Origin of the sequence: Alcaligenes sp. SJTW-7 (assembly GCF_047716895.1) — a bacterium.
Taxonomy (GTDB): Bacteria; Pseudomonadota; Gammaproteobacteria; order Burkholderiales; family Burkholderiaceae_B; genus Alcaligenes; species Alcaligenes ammonioxydans.
In genome coordinates this window covers 3417606-3434907 of record NZ_CP136682.1, presented here as the reverse complement: position 1 = coordinate 3434907, position 17302 = coordinate 3417606, and the positions used below count along the sequence as shown (strand labels likewise).

Genomic DNA, 17302 nt, shown 5'->3' with positions numbered 1-17302 from the left:
GCTTCGATTAATATCGCTAATATCAGGCGCATGGATTTGAACCTGTTGCTGGTGTTTCAGTGTTTGATGAATGAGCGCAGCGTCACCAAGGCCGCCAATGCCTTGTTTCTGACCCAGGGAGCGGTCAGCGCGTCCTTGCGCAAGTTGCGGGTGGTCTTTAATGACGAGTTGTTCACGCGGGGCTCGCATGGCATGACTCCCACGCATCGCGCCTTGGAGATTGCTCCGCAGATATCCGAAGCCCTGAAAAGCATTTCGACGCTGCTGACCTCCGATCAGGACTTCGACCCCACTCGTTCCAGTCGGGTGTTTCGCATTGCCTTATCGGATGATCTGGAGAATATGCTGGCCAAACGCATGATCCGCACGGCCAACGAGCAAGGCTGGACCATCAGTTTTTCCTTCTATCAGACCAACAGCTATTTGTGGCCGCAAAGCATGCAGGAGCACGGGGCGGATCTGGCCATCTGCTCCAGTCCCAAGTTCCTGAGCACCATGCACAAATCACAGGTCCTGTTTTCGGCTTCTTATATCTGCATTTATGATCGCCATTCGGTGCAGTTCTCCAGTCCCATCAGCAAGCAGGAGTACCTTCATGCTCATCACGGCCGGGTGTCTTTTGACGGGCTGCGTGGTTTTGTAGATGAACTGTTTGATGCCGAGCGCCTGCAGCGCAAGGTCAAGGCCTCATTTACCCACTTTTCGGGGGCGATCAATGCGATTGTCGGCAGTCCTTTGGTGTTGACCATGCCGGACTATGCCGCCCGCTCCTTCGTGGAATGCAATAGCCGTCTGGCTGTCTCGCCAGTGCCACTGCGTGTGCCCTCGTTTGTAGTGTCCATGATCTGGGATATCAACAAGGAGCACGATGAGGAAAGCCGGTGGCTGCGTCGTTTTGTGCTGGAGTTGACCGAGCCGGCGGATCATTGAAACGCGGGCCGTGCCCTTTGGCGGCTTATTATTGTTGCTGTCCTGTTTTGTTTTTTACTTTCCGCCATGCGTATTTTACTGATCGAAGACGAGCCTGATTTGGCCTTGTGGCTGACGCGCAGCTTGCAAAAGAAAGGATTTACGGTTGAATGGTCCAACGACGGAATGGTGGCCTATCACCGCTTGCGGATCGAGGAATTTGATGCCCTGGTACTGGACCTGGGGTTGCCGGGCATGGATGGTCGTGCTTTGCTGGCGCGCCTGCGCTCCGAGGACAACCGCACGCCCGTCCTGATTTTGACCGCGCGCGACTCGCTTCAGGAACGCGTGGGGGCGCTCGAGTGTGGGGCAGATGATTTTTTGCCCAAACCTTTCCGGATTGAAGAACTGGTGGCACGCGTCAATGCGCTCATACGCCGCAGCCGCGGCAAGGAAAAGCCCCGTATGGCCTGTGCGAGCCTGGCCTACGACCTGTCCACACAGCGCTTCACGCTGGATGGCGCTCTTTTGTCCGTGTCGCCGCGTGAGGCGGAGGTGTTGCGCATTCTGGTGCAGCGCAGCGGAGAGCCAGTCAATAAGCAGTTCATTTTGGACCGGCTCAACGACAAGGATGAGGATGAAATCAATATCGAGGCTATCGAAGTGTTGGTGCACCGTCTGCGCAAGAAACTGCAGGACTCGGATGTGCATATCGTGACCTTGCGCGGGGTCGGTTATTGCCTGGAGCCTGTCACGGATGACGAGCCCTAACGTGGCTTTCTGTCGGGAGCGACCATGGCCCTGAGCAGCTTGCGTCGTACTTTGCTGTGCATGTTGATCCCCGTGGCATTGCTGACATCGGGCGTGTCCTTGTTCGTGTCCAGTATGATGCTCAAGGATCAGGTGAACGCGGCCTTTGATCGGGCTCTGGCCGGGGCGCTCAAGTCCATGGCGGCCAATGTGACCACCATCAGTGGCGGCTTGGCGATGGAGCAGTCCTACTACATGATGGAGTACATGGAGTACACCATCAGCAGCCAGGTGTATTTTCGGATCGCCACCGAAGATGGGCTGTCGGAGATTGGGTTTACGGGCATGCCGTTGCCCGCCAAGCGATTACAGAGTAATCAGCCGGTTTTTTATGATGCCCAGTATTTGGGCGAACCCTTGCGAATCGCGGCGGTCGCACTGGAGTCGGACGGGCGACTGCAGACCTATCAGCACAGTCGGGTTTTGATACAGGCCGGTGAGAATCTCAGTGAGCGCGATGCCTTCATTCGCAAGGTGATTTTTCAGAATCTGATTCAGGATCTGGCCGTGTTGAGCCTGTTTATTGTGCTCATTCTGGTCGGCACCTTGCTGGCCTTGCGCCCTTTGCGCAAGCTCAGCGCCGAGGTCAGGAGCCGCTCTCCCGACAATCTGGAGCCGATCAGTGATGTCAGTCTGCCGCGCGAGGTACGGCCCTTGGTGCAGACCATCAACCTGCATATGGAGCGTTATGCCCGCAAGTCGCGAGAGCAGCAGCAGTTTCTGGATGATGCCTCTCATCAGTTGAAAACGCCTTTGGCGGTCTTGTTGACCCAGGTGGATTTTGCCTTGTCGCTGGCCAAGACCGAAGAGATGAAAGAGGTGCTCGATGCCATCCAGCAGCGTTTGAACAATACGGCGCAGATGACGCATCAGATGGTGGCCTTATCACGAGTGCGGGATGCGGCGGATCAACTACGGGTTCGGGCTGCATTGGGAACCGTGGATCTGTGTCAGCAGGCGGCACAGGTGGTCGATGAGTTATGGAGTCTGGCGCGGTCGCGCCGTCAGGACCTGGGGCTGGAAGCGCCTTCCCGACCGGTGCGGGTAGTAGGCGAGGCGTGGCTGGTGCAGCAGGCCCTCAGCAATATGGTCAGCAACGCGATCAAGTATTGTCCAAAAGGTGCTCGCATCACCGTGTCGGTACAGCAAGAGGGAAACGTGTGCCGTATACAGGTCGAGGATGATGGGCCGGGCATGAGTGCCGATGATATGGCCAAGGCGGGGCATCGCTTTCGTCGTGGCGAGGCGGGCAAGGCTTTGCAAGGGTCGGGGTTGGGGCTGGCCATCGTGCAGGCGATTGCCCAGATTCACGATGCCCGGATGAGCCTTCAGCCAGGGCCGGGCCAGCGTGGTCTGATCGTGCGCCTGGAGTTCAATGCCCTGGACTCTTGAACCTCTGATTCAGGGTATACCCTTGAAAATATCGTTTTTTGGCAGAACTGAAAGGTAGGCGAAAGCTTCGCTCCGGTAAGGTCGCAACCATTACAACGACGACGATCCTCTTGGAGGCGATTCAATGACTATCCACATGAAACTACGGGTGCTGCTGGCAGGCAGCCTTTTGGGCCTGAGCAGCTTGAGCGGTGTGAGCGCCCAGCAACCACCTAAACCCGAGTGCATCGCGCCTGCTCAGCCGGGCGGCGGGTTTGATTTGACCTGTCGTGTAGCTGTGAATGGTTTTCTGGAAACCAAGCTGCTGGACAACCCCATGCGTACCGTTTACATGCCTGGTGGCGTAGGGGCGGTGGCCTATAACCACATCGTTGCGCAGCGCCCGGGTGACGGCAATGCAATCGCGGCGTTTTCGGGAGGCTCCTTGCTGAATCTGGCGCAGGGCAAATTTGGCAAGTATTCCGTAGACGATGTGCGCTGGCTGGCATCGATTGGCAGTGATTACGGGGTGGCCATTGTGCGTGACGACTCGCCCTACCAGGATCTGAAGGCGCTGATGGAGGCGTTCAAGGCCGACCCCAGCAAGATTGTGCTGGGTGCAGGTGGCTCGGTCGGTGGGCAGGACTGGATGAAAGCCGCGCTGACGGCGCGAGCAGCCAATGTGGATTTCCGCAAAATGCGCTTTGTCGCTTTTGAGGGCGGCGGTGAGGCCATGACAGCGTTGCGTGGCGGCCATATTCAGGCTTACATGGGCGATGCGGCCGAGGCTCACACCATGCTGGAGGGCGGCGCGCCCATCCGGGTCCTGGCGGTGTTCAATGACAAGCGGCTTGACGGCGCGATGGCCAGCATCCCTACCGCCAAAGAGCAGGGCTTTGATATCGAATGGCCGATTATCCGTGGCTTTTACGTCGGCCCCAAGGTTTCTGACGAGCAATATCAATGGTGGGTTCAAGCTTTTGACAAGCTCATGAAAACCCCGGAGTTTGCGCGTCTGCAGACTCAACAAGGCCTGTTTCCGTTCAATATGAGTGGCCAGGAACTGGATACCTACGTCAAGCAACAGGTGGTTCAGTACCGCGAATTGGCCGACTCGTTTGGTTTGATCAAGAAGTAAGTCTTTACGGCGCTCCCGGCTGCTGCGCGTCGGGAGCCCACTGTCTGCCCCGCCGCTTCCGGCGGGAAAATCCGGAGAATTCCATCATGACGCTAAATGATCGCGTGCTTGGCGTGGGCGCGCTGGTGTTTGCCGCCCTCATCACCGCTTTTGGCTATGACCTAGAGCCCCCCTTTTCGTACGAGCCCGTGGGGCCCAAGGCCTTTCCGTTGTTGCTGGCCCTGATCATCGCCCTGTGCGGATTGCGCCTGATTCTCAAGGGCGGTGGGCAAGTTGCCGCCAATCCGCCCGGCGCGAACGGGCGCATTTTGATGATGGTGGCCTATTTGGCTGCCTATGCCTGGCTGTTTCAGTGGTTGGGCTTTATTGTCGCCACCACGATGATGGCCACCTTGGTGGGGCGTTTGTTTGGCGGCTCCTGGAAGCAGGCCCTGATCGGGGGGCTGGCGATGGGAGTGGGGCTGTTTGTCTTGTTTGACCTGGGCCTGGATGTGGTCCTGCCACATGGCATTCTGGGAGCGTGGTTATGAGCTCGATATTGGAATATTTGAGTGTCGGTTTTGGCGTCGCCTTTTCCGCGCAGAATCTGCTGGTGGCGGCGATCGGCGCCTTTATTGGCACGATTGTCGGCGTCTTGCCAGGCCTGGGGCCTATCAATGGCGTGGCCATGTTGGTGCCCATTGCTTTTGCGATGAAATTGCCGCCCGAATCGGCCCTGATTCTGCTGGCGGCCGTCTATGTGGGGGCCGAGTATGGTGGGCGGATTACCTCTATTCTGATCAACGTGCCCGGTGAGGCGGCTGCGGTCATGACCACCCTGGATGGTTATCCTTTGGCTCGCAAAGGGATGGCCAGTGTGGCCTTGTCCTTGTCGGCATTTGCCTCCTTTATTGGCTCCACAATTGCTATTTGCGGCATCGTGCTGCTGGCCCCGATGCTGGCTGGCTGGGCCGTGGCCTTTGGCCCCGCCGAGTACTTTGTGCTGATGGTGTTCGCTTTTTGCGCCCTGACCAGTCTGTTGGGTGATGAGCCGGTCAAGGGTATTCTGGCGGCCATGCTGGGGCTGTTTATCTCCACGGTGGGCGTGGATGCCAACTCAGGGGTGTATCGCTACAGTTTCGATATCCCGAATCTGGCCGATGGCATAGATTTTGTGGTTGTCGTGATCGGTTTGTTTGCGGTGGCCGAGATGCTGCAGATGCTGGAAAACCTGCTGGGTGGCGTGTCGATTGAAGTGCCTAAAAGCAAGCGCAAGCTCTTTAATCTGAAAGAGCTGGGCCTGACCTGGTGGAGCACGGTGCGCGGTGGCCTGATGGGATTTTTCATTGGCATTTTGCCCGGAGCCGGGGCAAGCGTGGCCTCTGCGGTGGCTTACGCCAATGAGAAGAAATATATCGAAGGCAGGGACCCTAACGCCATGTTTGGTCAGGGTGATATGCGAGGTCTGGCTGCGCCGGAAGCGGCCAACAACAGTGCCGCCACGGGTTCTTTTATTCCCATGCTGACTTTGGGAGTGCCCGGCTCGGGGACGACGGCGGTCATGATGGGGGCCTTGACCTTGTATAACATCACGCCCGGGCCGGTACTGTTTGAGTCGCAGCCACAGATAGTCTGGGGCCTGATCGCTTCCTTGATGGTCGCCAACGTCATGCTGTTTCTGATGAACGTGCCCATGGTTCGGGTCTTTGCGTCCATGCTGGCCATTCCACCGCGCCTGCTGGTGCCTGGCATTTTGGCCATCAGTTATATCGGCGTGTATGCCATCAATGGCACGACTTTTGATCTACTGCTGGTGGTTGGCATTGGGGTGCTGGGTTATTTCCTGCGCAAAATGAATGTGCCTATGGCGCCGATGGTGTTGGGTGTGGTCTTGGGCAATATGATGGAACAGAATTTGCGTCGGGCCTTGTCCATTACCGACGGCCAGCTTGGCATTCTGTTCGAGAGCCCGGTATCGATCGCCTTGTGGATCGCAGCACTTTTGGTTAGTGTGGGTCCGATCCTGCTGCGTCGCATCGCTGCACGCAGAGCAGGGGCATAAGAAAACACCATGAGGAAGTCCCCACCTCTGCGGTGGGGCGTTTATGAGGAGAAAGTGCCAGGCTGCGGCCTGGCCTTGTTGTTTCGGTTATGGCGATCTGGATACGAATTGTCCTGGGCTTTGGGGTAGCGTTGGTCGGTGCGATGGGGGCGACATATCTGAGCATGCCCTTGCCCTGGATGTTGGGTGCCCTGATTCTGACCGCGGCCACCAAGATGGCCGGCAGCCCGGCAGTGTGTCTGCCATTGGCGCGCAATGCCGGACAGTGGGTGATCGGGGCCTCGTTGGGCTTGTATTTCACGCCATCCATGGTGCAGCTGATTGGCAGCAATGCCCTGTTTATTGTGATGGGCATGGTATTTGCCTTGCTTTTGTGCTGCATAGGGACCTTCATGCTGACCCGTTTTGCGGGTACGGATTTGCGCACCGCCTGGTTTGCCAGCGCGGTAGGCGGAGCCAGTGAGATGACCGGGCTGGCCGAGCGTTATGGTGCACGCCCAGATCTGGTCGCTTCGGCGCATGGGTTGCGGGTGTTGATGGTGGTGCTCATCATCCCCTTTGCGTTCGAAGCCCTGGGGTTTTCGGGTGAGCAGGCCGGAGCCGTGCTGCGACCGGATTTTTTGAATCTGCCCGGACTGGCTTTGTTAGTGGTGTTAAGCAGTGCGGCAGGCTTGATCTTTCAGATCCTGCGTCTTCCCAACCCCTGGGTGCTGGGCCCCCTGCTGGTGGTGGCCGTTCTGACCTATCAGGACATTGTTCTGTCGGGCTTGCCGGTGCAGATTTCCAATCTGGGGCAACTGTGCATTGGCTGGGCCTTGGGCGATAAGTTCGGCCCCGATTTTTTCCGACGTGCTCCTCGCTACCTGGGGGTAGCGGCTGTCAGCAACCTCATTAATCTGGCGTTGGCATTCGGTTTTGCTTACGGCTTGTATCGTTTGTCTGACATTGCCTATCCCACGCTGGTGCTGGGCGTCAGCCCGGGGGGCATAGCCGAGATGGCGATTACGGCCAAAGTGCTTCAGCTGGGGGCGCCGATGGTAACGTCCTTTCAGGTGGCGCGGATGGTGTGCGTACTGGTACTGACCGGGCCTTTATATACTCGTCTTGCCCGTTGGCTCAAACAGGCCTGATAGTGGGCAAATCGACACTACTGCCAACGAGTCCATGTAAACCAATGTGCGACCCTGTGCATCTGCTCAGCAGCCCAACAGGCTGCGGCCCAGCCACTCCTGCAAGCAGCTCGCTCCCCTTTGATCCACCCAATCAGCCTTTTGGCTGGTACTTCATCCCCTCAAACAGTCAAGGAACCAGCGTCCTTAAGACGTCTGTCAAATAAAGCCCGGTGCATGACCGGGCTTTGTGCTTTGGCCTTAAGGCTGGCCGGGTGGGGACGTCTCTTTAGCGGTGGGGGGTGACTTTACCGTGCTCACCCATCTCGGTTAAGCGCTCACCCATCAGGGTGGCTTTGAGCATTTTGCCAGCCTGGGCCAGCTTGCCCTCCTGCACGCTCCAGTACTCTGCGCTGTCAATGTGTACGCAGATCAGGGCCAGGTCTGGGTCGGTAATTCCTTCTTTGAACCAGGCTTCCGTCATGGTGTTCCAGAAACGTTCTTTCTGGTTCATGGAGTCAACCAGACGAGCCATACCGGACACCGATACATAGGTATCACTTTTGGGATCGGCATAGCTCACATTCACATGTGGGTTGGCCAGAAGGTTGGCCACTGGATCGCTGCTGCGCGACATGAAGAACCAGAGCTTGTCATGCTCGTAGTCTTCTTGATTCGACCCCATTTTTGCCTTTTGGGTTGTCATGGGCCAGGCGTGCAACTGGCCGTTTTCAGCATGTGTGACGAACATCGCAAAGCGAATGTCCTTGATCATCTCTTGCAGTTGTTCAAAGGAAGACTCAATCGTGGTGTTCATGGTATCTCCTTGAAAAAGTGACAGAGGTGAAGGCCGTTACTTGATCACTCCGCAAGCAAAGCGTCCGGCGCCACCACCGAGGGGAGCAGGATGGTCGGAGTGGTTGTCACCGCCTTCGTGGATCATCAGCGATCGACCTTTGATCTGATCCAGAGACTTCAGGCGCGGTGCCAGAACCGGTGTGCTGGCGGTGCCGTCTGCCTGCACATACAGGGCGGGCAGGTCACCCAGGTGGCCATTGCCCCAAGGGAAACCATGCTTGCCGGTCTTGTCCGGGTCCAGATGGCCGCCAGCCGCCCCAGCAGGCGTGACTTTGCCATCTTTGTTGCTCGGAGCGCAGCTGGGGTTCTCATGCACGTGGAAACCGTGCACGCCCGGCTTAAGATTCTTTAGCTCTGGCGTAAAAACCAGCCCATGTTCGGTCTGTCGTACGCTTACCTGACCAATCTGCTCGCCAGCACCACTCTCGGTCGCCAGATTCATGGGAATGATGACATCGGCAAGTGAGGGGGCAGATAAAGCAAGGGTAGCGCTCACGGTGGCCAGAGCCATTGCGCATCGGGATTTAAGAGAAGAAAAACGCATAAGGCTGACTCCTTTGCTGGGTAAACAGGGGTTAGATCAGCCTAGCATTGCAGAGACAATTGGGCGTTAAGAGACGTTTCCTTTTGTCAACAAGATGTGAGCGCTGCCAGGACGTGGCCAGGGTAGGGAGGCGGGTAGGTCAGCCTTCTTCTTCGACCGATAGCAGTTCCTGATGGCCAAAGTACAGCGTAGAGATGATGATAGGCGAGGCGCCGTCTGCCTGGACGCTCAGATTCAGGCAATCACCGCACAGATGAAGGTCGATCAATCGGGCTGGCTTGCCATTCATCCAGATTTTTCCGCTGACATCTCGATAGCGCTGTTTGAGCTTCAGACGGTAATCGGTTCCGTCCAACCCCTCCCATTCCCATTCTCCGCTCACCTGTGCGGGCACAATCCATTTGTAGATTTTGATGCCGCCGACATGCAAGGTTTCGTCTGCTTTCCAGTCCCCCATGTCAAAAGCATGAGAGACAATGCGGGCGCCTGGGCGTAGTTCTTGCAACAGGCGCGGGCGCAGGATGGCATTGATGGTGTCCATCAGGTAAAGCGTCACGATGGTGGCCTGGCTGAAGTCAACGGTAAACAGGTCCTCTTCAATAAAATCCACCAGGTATTCCACGCCTGCATGACCGGCTTGCTCCATCGCGTCTGCAATCCGCAAAGGGTTCAGCTCCACGCCGACGCCAGAACAGCGGTATTTTTTGGCAGCGGCAATGACAATGCGCCCATCCCCGCATCCCAGGTCATACAGCAGGTCTTTGTGTCCTGCCTGGGCCAGTTGCAACATGGTGTCGATGACTCGATCGTCGCTGGGAACGAAGGGCACGTCCAAAAAGATGTCGGGCTCTACAATTGATTGGTCGTTGAGGTCTTTAATCAAGTCTTTGAACAAGAGTGATCCTTGGTGGCGGCGTGATGCAAAATTGTGTGTAAATTCGGTTATTTATAGTTTAAGCCACGGTAAATTCTGGCAAAATTCGCTTTTTTGTCGGATATGGACGATCATCGGTCTATGTCAGACTTATATGGCTCTACCTCATCTTCATCCGCTACCTTAAAAACCCGTCTCCAGCATATACGAATCTCGGCCGCAGAATCCTTGCGTATTCGTTCCTTGGCTGATCATATGCAGTATGCCGACCCGCAGGGCCATGCCCAGGCCCTGGGTATAGGGCCTGCGGTCTGGCCCTTGTTCGGCCTCGTCTGGCCTTCCAGCATCCAGTTGGCACGCAAGCTCAAGAACCGACCCATCCGGGCAGGGGAAACGATATTGGAGTTGGGCTGTGGCCTGGGCTTGACCAGCTTGCTCATGCACAAACGGGGGGCGCACATTCACGCCAGCGATTGTCACCCCATGGTGCCGCATTTTCTGAAGCTGAATCAGGCTCTTAATGGTTTGTCCGACCTGCCGTATGTCCATGCGCAGTGGGGGGAGCAAACCTGCCCTGATTTGCTGGCCTCCCTGGGCCTGACTCCCGCCAGGCAGCGTTACGACCTGATTGTGGGCAGTGATCTGCTGTATGAAGGCAATACGCCCGCTCAATTGGCCACGTTGGTCAATCAGCATGCAAAATCACAGGCCGAAGTCTGGGTGGTAGACCCGGATCGGGGGCATCGCAATAAATTTACCCAGGAAATGCAGCGCCACGGTTTTGAGCTGGTGCGGCAAGTGTGTTTGCGGGATCGGCCTATCGTGATGCCCGAGGGTAAGGAAGTATCGTATAAGGGCCGTTGTTTGCAGTATCAGCGCGGCTAAGTACGAATTGGCATCGGACGGCACAAAAATCGAGCCCGAGTCGGGCCAGCCTCAGCACGTTGCGCACGGACGTCTCTGGTTTTTTAGACGTCTTGCCGGCTGCGGGTACCAGACTGAGCCAAAGAGATGGAAATTCGTCGGCTGAGGCGATAGGAGCAGAACGGGCCTCCTACCGTTGATCGGATATCCAGCGCAGGCAATGCAACCGTTACCCCAGCAGCAACTGTAAGAGTGGGCGGTATCGGGCCAAGAAATGAGGAGCAAGCCGCGCAGACAGGGCATTTAGCCAGGCGCAACTGGAATGGAAAAACAAAAAGCCCAGTCGTTTGACTGGGCTTTTGCTTGAATTCTTGGTGGCCTGGGGCGGAATCGAACCACCGACACAAGGATTTTCAATCCTCTGCTCTACCGACTGAGCTACCAGGCCAACGTGTACTGCTCGGTAAAAATAGAACTATACCACGTTTTTTTATTTGTGCGCATAGTACAACAAAAATTTTATGCATCTTTTGAACTTCAAATGTGCCGTACCCCTAGGGGAGGGCCCTTTTCAAGCAAAAGCAGGCTGCATAAAGGAGTGCAATTGTAATCACAAAACGGCAATTCAAGTAACATTTTTGGCAAAAATCCGGCTTGCGGCGTAAAATCACTTATCTTTCATGCGTTTTGCGTCTGCGAAACTGCTTGTCTCGGTCTTTTTCGGGGCTATAGCCTGTACTGCTCATGTCTGTAGATGTTCTAACCTTCGGTCTGAATCATGTGTCCGCGCCGGTTGCCGTGCGCGAACGCGTTGCGTTTCCGATCGATGTGTTAAAGCCTGCGCTTGATACCTTGCGTGCCACTTTTGGCACCGGGGTCCGTGAAGCAGCTATTCTGTCTACCTGTAATCGTACCGAAATTTACTGTGCGGCCGAACCCCATGTGGCCGAGCGTCTTCCTGAGTGGATGGCGGACTTCAACAGCCTGCGTTCTGCCGAACTCACCCCGCACCTGTATCGCTACAACCAGAACGAGGCTGTGCGTCATGCGTTTCGCGTAGCCAGTGGCCTGGATTCCATGGTGCTGGGCGAGCCCCAGATTCTGGGGCAGATGAAAGATGCCGTGCGGGCCGCCAACGAGGCTGGTTCGCTGGGTACCTTGCTGCATCAATTGTTCCAGCGCACCTTCTCGGTGGCTAAGGAAGTCCGTACACAAACGGCGATTGGTGCTCATTCGGTATCGATGGCTGCGGCAGCCGTGCGTTTGGCGGAGCGTGTGTTTGGCGATCTGAGCCAGGCCAAGGTGCTGTTTATTGGTGCAGGCGAAATGATCGAGCTGTGCGCCACGCACTTTGCGGCGGTGAACCCCTGTAGCATTGTGGTTGCCAACCGCACTCAGGAGCGTGCGGAAAGCCTGGCTTCGCGCTTTATGGGCAACACCATGAAGCTGGCAGATGTGCCCGACCGCTTGGCCGATTTTGATGTCGTCGTATCCTGTACGGCTAGTACCTTGCCCATTTTGGGCTTGGGCATGGTGGAGCGGGCCGTGCGCTCGCGTCGTCACCGTCCGGTGGTCATGGTCGACCTGGCTGTGCCCCGCGATATTGAAACTGAAGTGGGTCGCCTGGACGACGTGTACCTGTACACCGTGGATGATCTGGGCCGCTTTGTGCAGCGGGGGGCCGATGCCCGACAGGCCGCGGTGGTTCAGGCTGAGGCGATTATCGACACCCAGGTGCAGCACTATATGCACTGGCTCAGCAATCGTGCGATTGTGCCTGCTATTTTGAATGTGCAGGAATCGGTCGAAAAAGTGCGTCAGCACGAGCTGGAGCGTGCGCGCCGCATGCTGGCCCGTGGCGACGATCCGGCCGACGTCATTGAAATGCTGGCTCATGGGCTGACGCAGAAGTATATGCATGGTCCCATGGCTGAATTGACGCGCAGCGAAGGTGCTGAGCGCGAACAACTGCTGAATCTGTTGCCTCGCCTGCTGCCATCGACAACTCGCCGGCGTTAGCGTCCAGGCTGCTTTCTGTCCACCGACTTTTCTGCGGTGCAGCCTGATTGCTTTGAACTGCGCCCAGACCTTCTGATTTTCCCTTTAGGCTATTCCCTATGAAAGACTCTATGCGCAGTCGGCTTGAGCAATTGGCTCGTCGTCTGCATGAAGTGGATGCCATGCTTGCCGAGCCTGAAATTGCCGGCAATATGGACGAATTTCGCAAACTGTCGCGTGAGCGTGCCGAGCTGGACCCGGTTGTGACGGCGTTCAAAAGCTACGAAGCGGCCGAGGGTGATTTGCAGGCAGCCCAGGACATGATGACCGACCCCGAGCTGAAAGAAATGGGCGAGGAAGAATACAAGCTGGGTAAAGAGCGCATCGCTCAACTGGAAGACGAATTGCAGATTCTGCTTTTGCCTCGTGATCCGGACGATACCCGCAACGTGTTCATTGAAATTCGTGCCGGTGCCGGTGGTGATGAAAGCGCCCTGTTTGCGGGTGATTTGTTGCGCATGTACATGCGTTACGCCGAAAACTCCGGCTGGCGCACAGAAATCATGTCCGCCAGCGACTCGGAAGTGGGTGGCTACAAAGAAGTTATCGTGCGTATTGAAGGCCAGGATGTCTATGGTCGTCTGAAGTTCGAATCTGGTGCGCACCGTGTGCAGCGCGTGCCTGAAACCGAAGCCCAGGGACGCATTCATACCTCGACGTGTACGGTGGCCGTGCTGCCCGAAGCCGAAGGCTTGGCTGAAATCACCATCAACCCCGCGGATTTGCGCGTGGATACCTTCCGCGCCAGCGGTGCCGGTGGTCAGCACGTGAACAAGACGGACTCGGCCGTGCGTCTGACCCACTTGCCGACGGGCCTGGTGGTGGAGTGTCAGGATGACCGCTCCCAACACCGCAATCGCGAGAAAGCCTTGCAGGTGCTGGCTGCGCGTCTGAAAGACAAGCAGCAGCGCGAGCAATCCGACAAAGAAGCCGCTGAGCGTAAAAGCCTGGTCGGTACGGGTGATCGCTCCGAGCGCATCCGCACCTACAACTTCCCGCAAGGCCGCATGACCGATCACCGTATCAACCTGACCTTGTACAAGTTGGGCTACATCATGGACGGCGACCTGGATGAGCTGATCAAGGCCTTGCTATCCGAACATCAGGCTGGCCAGCTGGCTGCCCTGGCGCAGGCGTGAGCATGAGCCTGCCCGGTGAGCCGGTCATGTCGCCTTTGGTCTTGCCTGCCGATATTCCCCGTACGCTGCGTGCCTTGCAGCGGCTCAGTCCTTTGCCGCGCCTTGAGCGCGACATGTTGTGGACGCAGGTGCTGGGGGTGAGCCGCTCTTGGTTGATCGCGCATGACACGGATGAGTTGCCGTTGGAAAAAATACAGGCTTATCAGGCGCTGGAGGCTCGCCGCCTGGCGGGTGAACCCATGGCGTATATCGTCGGGGTCCGTGAGTTTATGGGGCATGATTTTTTGGTGTCGCCGTCGGTGCTGATCCCGCGCCCTGATACGGAAATACTGGTTGAACGTGCGCTTGAGCGGGTGCGTGATATTCCATCTCCTCGCATTTTGGATATGGGTTGCGGCAGTGGCGCCATTGCCGTATCGCTGGCTCTGGCCCGTCCCGATGCCCATGTGGTGGCCAGTGATATCAGCACGCTGGTGTTGGCGCAGGCGGGCTTAAATGCGCAGCGTTTGTGTGGGAAAGTCGAGTTTTGTCTGGGGAGTTGGTACGATGCCGTGACAGGCCAGGAACCTTTTGACCTGATCGTGTCCAACCCTCCATACATTGCAGTGGATGACGAACATCTGGCGCAGGGCGATGTGCGGTTCGAGCCGCGTCAGGCACTGACCGATGGCTCAGACGGCTTGACGGATTTGCGTACAATAGTTCAGGGGGCCGGGCCGTATCTACGTCCGGGTGCTAGTCTTCTCATGGAACACGGCTGGGATCAGGCCGACCATGTGCAAAATATGCTGCGGCAGGCGGGGTTCAAACAGGTCATCAGCTATGAGGATCTGGCAGGAATCCGGCGCGTCACAGGTGGACAGTGTTAATTCTTTTCTTAAGAGAACATCATGAGTGAAGTTCAAGATTTCATCCGCGAAACCGTAACGGAAAACCCTGTTGTGCTGTTTATGAAGGGCACGGCTCAAGCGCCTCAGTGCGGTTTTTCCGCCCGTACCGTGCAGATTTTGCGTGCGGTCGGCCTGAGCCAGGTGGTTGTGGTTAACGTGCTGGACGACGCCGAAGTGCGTCAGGGCATCAAGGATTTCTCCAACTGGCCCACTATCCCTCAGCTGTATATCAAGGGCGAGTTCGTTGGTGGCTCGGATATTGTTTCTGAAATGTACGAGAACGGCGAACTGGAAACCATGTTGCGTGAGGCCGGGGCTCTGGAGTGAGAGCCAAGCGACGCCTGGTCATTGGCATGACCGGGGCCACGGGGGCCGTCTATACCGTGCGCCTGCTGCAAGTGTTGCAGTCCTGTCCGGATGTGGAAACCCATTTGGTGATCTCTCCCTCTGGGGTGCTGAACATTCAATACGAGCTGGATATCGACAAAAACGAGATCCAGTCTCTGGCCGATCAGGTGCATAACTTTCGCGATGTGGGCGCAACCTTGGCCAGCGGCAGTTTTCCGACTGCAGGCATGGTGGTTGTGCCCTGTTCGATGCGGACTTTGGCAGCGGTGGCGCATGGTTTGTCCGATAACCTGATTACCCGGGCGGCCGACGTCACCTTGAAAGAGCGTCGCCGTCTGGTGATGCTGGTTCGGGAAACGCCGTTTAATCTGGCGCATCTGCGTAATATGACGGCTGTGACAGAAATGGGCGGGATCATTTTTCCGCCTATGCCTGCGTTTTATCTGCGTCCCAAAAGTATTGACGATATTGTCGATCACACGGTGATGCGGGTGCTGGAATTGTTTGATATTCAGGTACCCGGTGAGCGCTGGGATGGCACGCAAAAGCCGAACTAAAGCCAAATAGCTGGACAGTAGGTACGAAAAGCCCCGTTCGAAACCGCCAGGACCTGGACGTCATTCCAGATGCCGGCGGTTTCGATCGGGGCTTTTTATTGTCCGTCGCTTGTGTATTTGCGGACGGCAAGCAGATCAACAAGATGGGATGTCGGCTCTGCCGGCGCCGAGGGCCGCGCTGGCCCTGGGTTTCGAGAGATAAAACGATGGTCTGCTGTGCTACGTGGGTGCGAACTTCAGCCTGATCGCCCAGAAGGCGGCCGGTTTGGGAGCGCCGACCACTCGCGTTACTGTCCGGAGCGCCTTTTGCTCATGAACACAATCTGTTGCTCACCGGATGCTGCGGGCTTGGCAGGGGTGAAGGCATCCTGACGTACGGTAGGTGCGGCGTCGTCGGCATCCTCTTCAAATCCAGCGGCCAGCAGACTCTCTGGCAGATGATCGTCAAAATAATCCTGATCAAAGCCTTTATCGCCCTCCGGGTCAGCCTGGCCAGTCACCTTCAAGTCCGCAAAGTTATGCAGCTTGGGGTCCATCAGGTGGGATGGCACTACACGGGTCAAGGCGCCAAACACGTTCCAGGATCGGTGTGGGAATTTCTTGTCCCAGTCCGCAATCATGCGGTTGATTTCCTGCCGTTTCAGGTTCTCTTGTGAGCCGCACAGATTACAGGGGATGATGGGAAACTCTTTGAGCTTGGCGTAGGCGATCAAATCCTTTTCGGGCACATAGGCCAGTGGTCGGATCACGATGTGCTCGCCGTTATCCGACATCAGCTTGGGCGGCATGCCTTTCATGCGACCGCCATAAAACAGATTCAGAAAGAAGGTGGCCAGGATGTCATCGCGGTGGTGTCCCAGGGCAATCTTGGTGGCGCCCAGCTCCTTGGCAACGCGGTACAAAATGCCGCGACGCAGGCGTGAGCACAGCGAACACATCGTTTTGCCTTCGGCAATCACGCGCGTCACTACCGAGTACGTGTCCTGGGTTTCGATGTGATAGGGCACGCCCAGTTTTTCCAGGTACTCGGGCAGGATGTGGTCAGGAAAGCCAGGTTGCTTCTGGTCCAGGTTCACGGCCACGATGTCGAACTTGATGGGCGCGCGTTTTTGCAGGGTCATCAGTACGTCCAGCAGGCCGTAGGAATCCTTGCCGCCGGACAGGCAGACCATGACCTTGTCGCCTTCTTCGATCATGTTGAAATCACCGATGGCGCGGCCCACTTCACGCATGATGCGTTTGCTCAACTTGTTGTCATTGACGCGCTGTTTGCGTTCGGCCTTGCTGGCAAACACGGGGATGTCGGTTTCGGAAGAAGGCAGGGGGCTGGTGTCTTGGGACATAAGGGAAAGCGAAAGAGAGGTCATCGTGGCCCCGGCAAGAGGCGGGGCAAGGGCAGGGGCTTAGCGGCTACGCTCGATTTCAATGCCCACGGCATCGCAGTCGGCAAAGGCCTCGGGCTTGCTGGCGCGGATTTTAACGCGTTCCACGCTTGGGAATTCATTTTGGATGCGCTCGGCCAGCCGTTCGACCAGCGTTTCCAGCAGGTTCGTGTGCTCCAGGGTGCTGACCTCGATCAGCGCCTGGCGCAACTGCCGGTAATCCAGCACCGTGCCAATATCGTGGTCCTGGACGTCTTGGGTGATGGTGGTGTCGAACTCGGCGTCAATATGCAGCGGCTGGCGGTGAACCAGCTCGTGCTCGAGCATGCCAATCGAGGCTTGCACCACCAGATTGTTGATGAAAATACGGCGTGTGGTCATGGCAAAGACAAAGTATCAGGCCCGCCGTC

Annotated in this window: 18 protein-coding genes and 1 tRNA gene; 13 read left to right on the top strand and 6 right to left on the bottom strand. The window is 56.9% G+C overall.

The features are described from left to right. Window positions 1–30: 30 nt before the first annotated feature. From RSQ48_RS15575 to RSQ48_RS15545, 7 genes are all read left to right on the top strand, one after another. Window positions 31–930, top strand: coding sequence for a LysR family transcriptional regulator (locus RSQ48_RS15575; protein WP_003805057.1), 900 nt, complete (start codon window positions 31–33; stop codon window positions 928–930). Between the two features lie 66 nt (window positions 931–996). Then, entirely contained in the window at window positions 997–1680 is a 684-nt protein-coding gene (locus RSQ48_RS15570) for a response regulator (RefSeq protein WP_415301970.1), read from the top strand. A gap of 24 nt (window positions 1681–1704) precedes the next feature. Next, complete coding sequence (locus RSQ48_RS15565; RefSeq protein WP_415301969.1) at window positions 1705–3111, top strand: sensor histidine kinase; 1407 nt, start codon at window positions 1705–1707, stop codon at window positions 3109–3111. Between the two features lie 124 nt (window positions 3112–3235). Beyond that, on the top strand, window positions 3236–4228 hold the full coding sequence (locus RSQ48_RS15560; protein WP_003805049.1) for a Bug family tripartite tricarboxylate transporter substrate binding protein: 993 nt from the start codon (window positions 3236–3238) through the stop codon (window positions 4226–4228). A gap of 86 nt (window positions 4229–4314) precedes the next feature. Beyond that, a complete protein-coding gene (locus RSQ48_RS15555) occupies window positions 4315–4758 on the top strand; it encodes a tripartite tricarboxylate transporter TctB family protein (protein ID WP_059318181.1) in 444 nt (147 codons plus the stop codon). Continuing rightward, entirely contained in the window at window positions 4755–6269 is a 1515-nt protein-coding gene (locus tag RSQ48_RS15550) for a tripartite tricarboxylate transporter permease (protein ID WP_003805046.1), read from the top strand. The genes RSQ48_RS15555 and RSQ48_RS15550 overlap by 4 nt, the downstream gene beginning before the upstream one ends. Window positions 6270–6358: 89 nt before the next feature. After that, window positions 6359–7399, top strand: coding sequence for an AbrB family transcriptional regulator (locus tag RSQ48_RS15545; protein WP_003805043.1), 1041 nt, complete (start codon window positions 6359–6361; stop codon window positions 7397–7399). Window positions 7400–7667: 268 nt separating this feature from the next. On the opposite strand, the gene RSQ48_RS15540 is transcribed toward RSQ48_RS15545, so the two are convergent. The 3 genes from RSQ48_RS15540 to RSQ48_RS15530 form a co-directional block, all read right to left on the bottom strand. Continuing rightward, on the bottom strand, window positions 7668–8195 hold the full coding sequence (locus tag RSQ48_RS15540) for a pyridoxamine 5'-phosphate oxidase family protein (protein WP_415301968.1): 528 nt from the start codon (window positions 8193–8195) through the stop codon (window positions 7668–7670). A 36-nt stretch (window positions 8196–8231) separates the two neighbouring features. Then, window positions 8232–8780 carry a superoxide dismutase family protein gene (gene sodC / locus RSQ48_RS15535; protein WP_003805039.1) on the bottom strand — a complete coding sequence of 183 codons (549 nt, stop codon included), beginning with the start codon at window positions 8778–8780 and terminating at the stop codon, window positions 8232–8234. A gap of 139 nt (window positions 8781–8919) precedes the next feature. Continuing rightward, window positions 8920–9675 carry a class I SAM-dependent methyltransferase gene (locus RSQ48_RS15530; RefSeq protein ID WP_415301967.1) on the bottom strand — a complete coding sequence of 252 codons (756 nt, stop codon included), beginning with the start codon at window positions 9673–9675 and terminating at the stop codon, window positions 8920–8922. 120 nt (window positions 9676–9795) lie between these two features. Between RSQ48_RS15530 and RSQ48_RS15525 the strand changes: the two genes are divergently transcribed. Continuing rightward, a complete protein-coding gene (locus tag RSQ48_RS15525) occupies window positions 9796–10539 on the top strand; it encodes a methyltransferase domain-containing protein (protein ID WP_219235229.1) in 744 nt (247 codons plus the stop codon). A 351-nt stretch (window positions 10540–10890) separates the two neighbouring features. On the opposite strand, the gene RSQ48_RS15520 is transcribed toward RSQ48_RS15525, so the two are convergent. Next, window positions 10891–10966 (bottom strand) — tRNA-Phe (locus RSQ48_RS15520). A gap of 296 nt (window positions 10967–11262) precedes the next feature. Here RSQ48_RS15520 and hemA point away from each other — a divergent pair. From hemA to RSQ48_RS15495, 5 genes are all read left to right on the top strand, one after another. Further along, complete coding sequence (gene hemA, locus RSQ48_RS15515; protein ID WP_219235226.1) at window positions 11263–12537, top strand: glutamyl-tRNA reductase; 1275 nt, start codon at window positions 11263–11265, stop codon at window positions 12535–12537. 98 nt (window positions 12538–12635) lie between these two features. After that, window positions 12636–13715: a peptide chain release factor 1 gene (prfA, locus tag RSQ48_RS15510; protein WP_415301966.1), complete on the top strand. Its 1080-nt coding sequence runs from the start codon at window positions 12636–12638 to the stop codon at window positions 13713–13715. Window positions 13716–13717: 2 nt separating this feature from the next. Further along, entirely contained in the window at window positions 13718–14584 is an 867-nt protein-coding gene (prmC, locus tag RSQ48_RS15505) for a peptide chain release factor N(5)-glutamine methyltransferase (RefSeq protein WP_415301965.1), read from the top strand. Window positions 14585–14605: 21 nt separating this feature from the next. Beyond that, complete coding sequence (gene grxD, locus RSQ48_RS15500; RefSeq protein ID WP_003804985.1) at window positions 14606–14932, top strand: Grx4 family monothiol glutaredoxin; 327 nt, start codon at window positions 14606–14608, stop codon at window positions 14930–14932. After that, complete coding sequence (locus RSQ48_RS15495) at window positions 14929–15510, top strand: UbiX family flavin prenyltransferase (protein ID WP_003804987.1); 582 nt, start codon at window positions 14929–14931, stop codon at window positions 15508–15510. Before grxD ends, RSQ48_RS15495 begins: the two co-directional genes overlap by 4 nt. 287 nt (window positions 15511–15797) lie before the next feature. Here RSQ48_RS15495 and ttcA read toward each other — a convergent pair whose 3' ends face one another. Then, window positions 15798–16853, bottom strand: a complete 1056-nt coding sequence (gene ttcA / locus RSQ48_RS15490) for a tRNA 2-thiocytidine(32) synthetase TtcA (RefSeq protein WP_003804989.1) — start codon at window positions 16851–16853, stop codon at window positions 15798–15800. 60 nt (window positions 16854–16913) lie between these two features. Beyond that, window positions 16914–17273: a dihydroneopterin aldolase gene (gene folB, locus RSQ48_RS15485; RefSeq protein ID WP_240209471.1), complete on the bottom strand. Its 360-nt coding sequence runs from the start codon at window positions 17271–17273 to the stop codon at window positions 16914–16916. Window positions 17274–17302 lie beyond the last annotated feature (29 nt).

What these genes read in the sequence shown, in the direction of transcription:
- RSQ48_RS15575 (WP_003805057.1), top strand. Translation starts at nt 31, where the DNA reads ATGGATTTGAACCTGTTGCTGGTGTTTCAGTGTTTGATGAATGAGCGC.
- RSQ48_RS15570 (WP_415301970.1), top strand. Translation starts at nt 997, where the DNA reads ATGCGTATTTTACTGATCGAAGACGAGCCTGATTTGGCCTTGTGGCTG.
- RSQ48_RS15565 (WP_415301969.1), top strand. Translation starts at nt 1,705, where the DNA reads ATGGCCCTGAGCAGCTTGCGTCGTACTTTGCTGTGCATGTTGATCCCC.
- RSQ48_RS15560 (WP_003805049.1), top strand. Translation starts at nt 3,236, where the DNA reads ATGACTATCCACATGAAACTACGGGTGCTGCTGGCAGGCAGCCTTTTG.
- RSQ48_RS15555 (WP_059318181.1), top strand. Translation starts at nt 4,315, where the DNA reads ATGACGCTAAATGATCGCGTGCTTGGCGTGGGCGCGCTGGTGTTTGCC.
- RSQ48_RS15550 (WP_003805046.1), top strand. Translation starts at nt 4,755, where the DNA reads ATGAGCTCGATATTGGAATATTTGAGTGTCGGTTTTGGCGTCGCCTTT.
- RSQ48_RS15545 (WP_003805043.1), top strand. Translation starts at nt 6,359, where the DNA reads ATGGCGATCTGGATACGAATTGTCCTGGGCTTTGGGGTAGCGTTGGTC.
- RSQ48_RS15540 (WP_415301968.1), bottom strand. Translation starts at nt 8,195, where the DNA reads ATGAACACCACGATTGAGTCTTCCTTTGAACAACTGCAAGAGATGATC.
- sodC (WP_003805039.1), bottom strand. Translation starts at nt 8,780, where the DNA reads ATGCGTTTTTCTTCTCTTAAATCCCGATGCGCAATGGCTCTGGCCACC.
- RSQ48_RS15525 (WP_219235229.1), top strand. Translation starts at nt 9,796, where the DNA reads ATGTCAGACTTATATGGCTCTACCTCATCTTCATCCGCTACCTTAAAA.
- hemA (WP_219235226.1), top strand. Translation starts at nt 11,263, where the DNA reads ATGTCTGTAGATGTTCTAACCTTCGGTCTGAATCATGTGTCCGCGCCG.
- prfA (WP_415301966.1), top strand. Translation starts at nt 12,636, where the DNA reads ATGAAAGACTCTATGCGCAGTCGGCTTGAGCAATTGGCTCGTCGTCTG.
- prmC (WP_415301965.1), top strand. Translation starts at nt 13,718, where the DNA reads ATGAGCCTGCCCGGTGAGCCGGTCATGTCGCCTTTGGTCTTGCCTGCC.
- grxD (WP_003804985.1), top strand. Translation starts at nt 14,606, where the DNA reads ATGAGTGAAGTTCAAGATTTCATCCGCGAAACCGTAACGGAAAACCCT.
- ttcA (WP_003804989.1), bottom strand. Translation starts at nt 16,853, where the DNA reads ATGTCCCAAGACACCAGCCCCCTGCCTTCTTCCGAAACCGACATCCCC.
- folB (WP_240209471.1), bottom strand. Translation starts at nt 17,273, where the DNA reads ATGACCACACGCCGTATTTTCATCAACAATCTGGTGGTGCAAGCCTCG.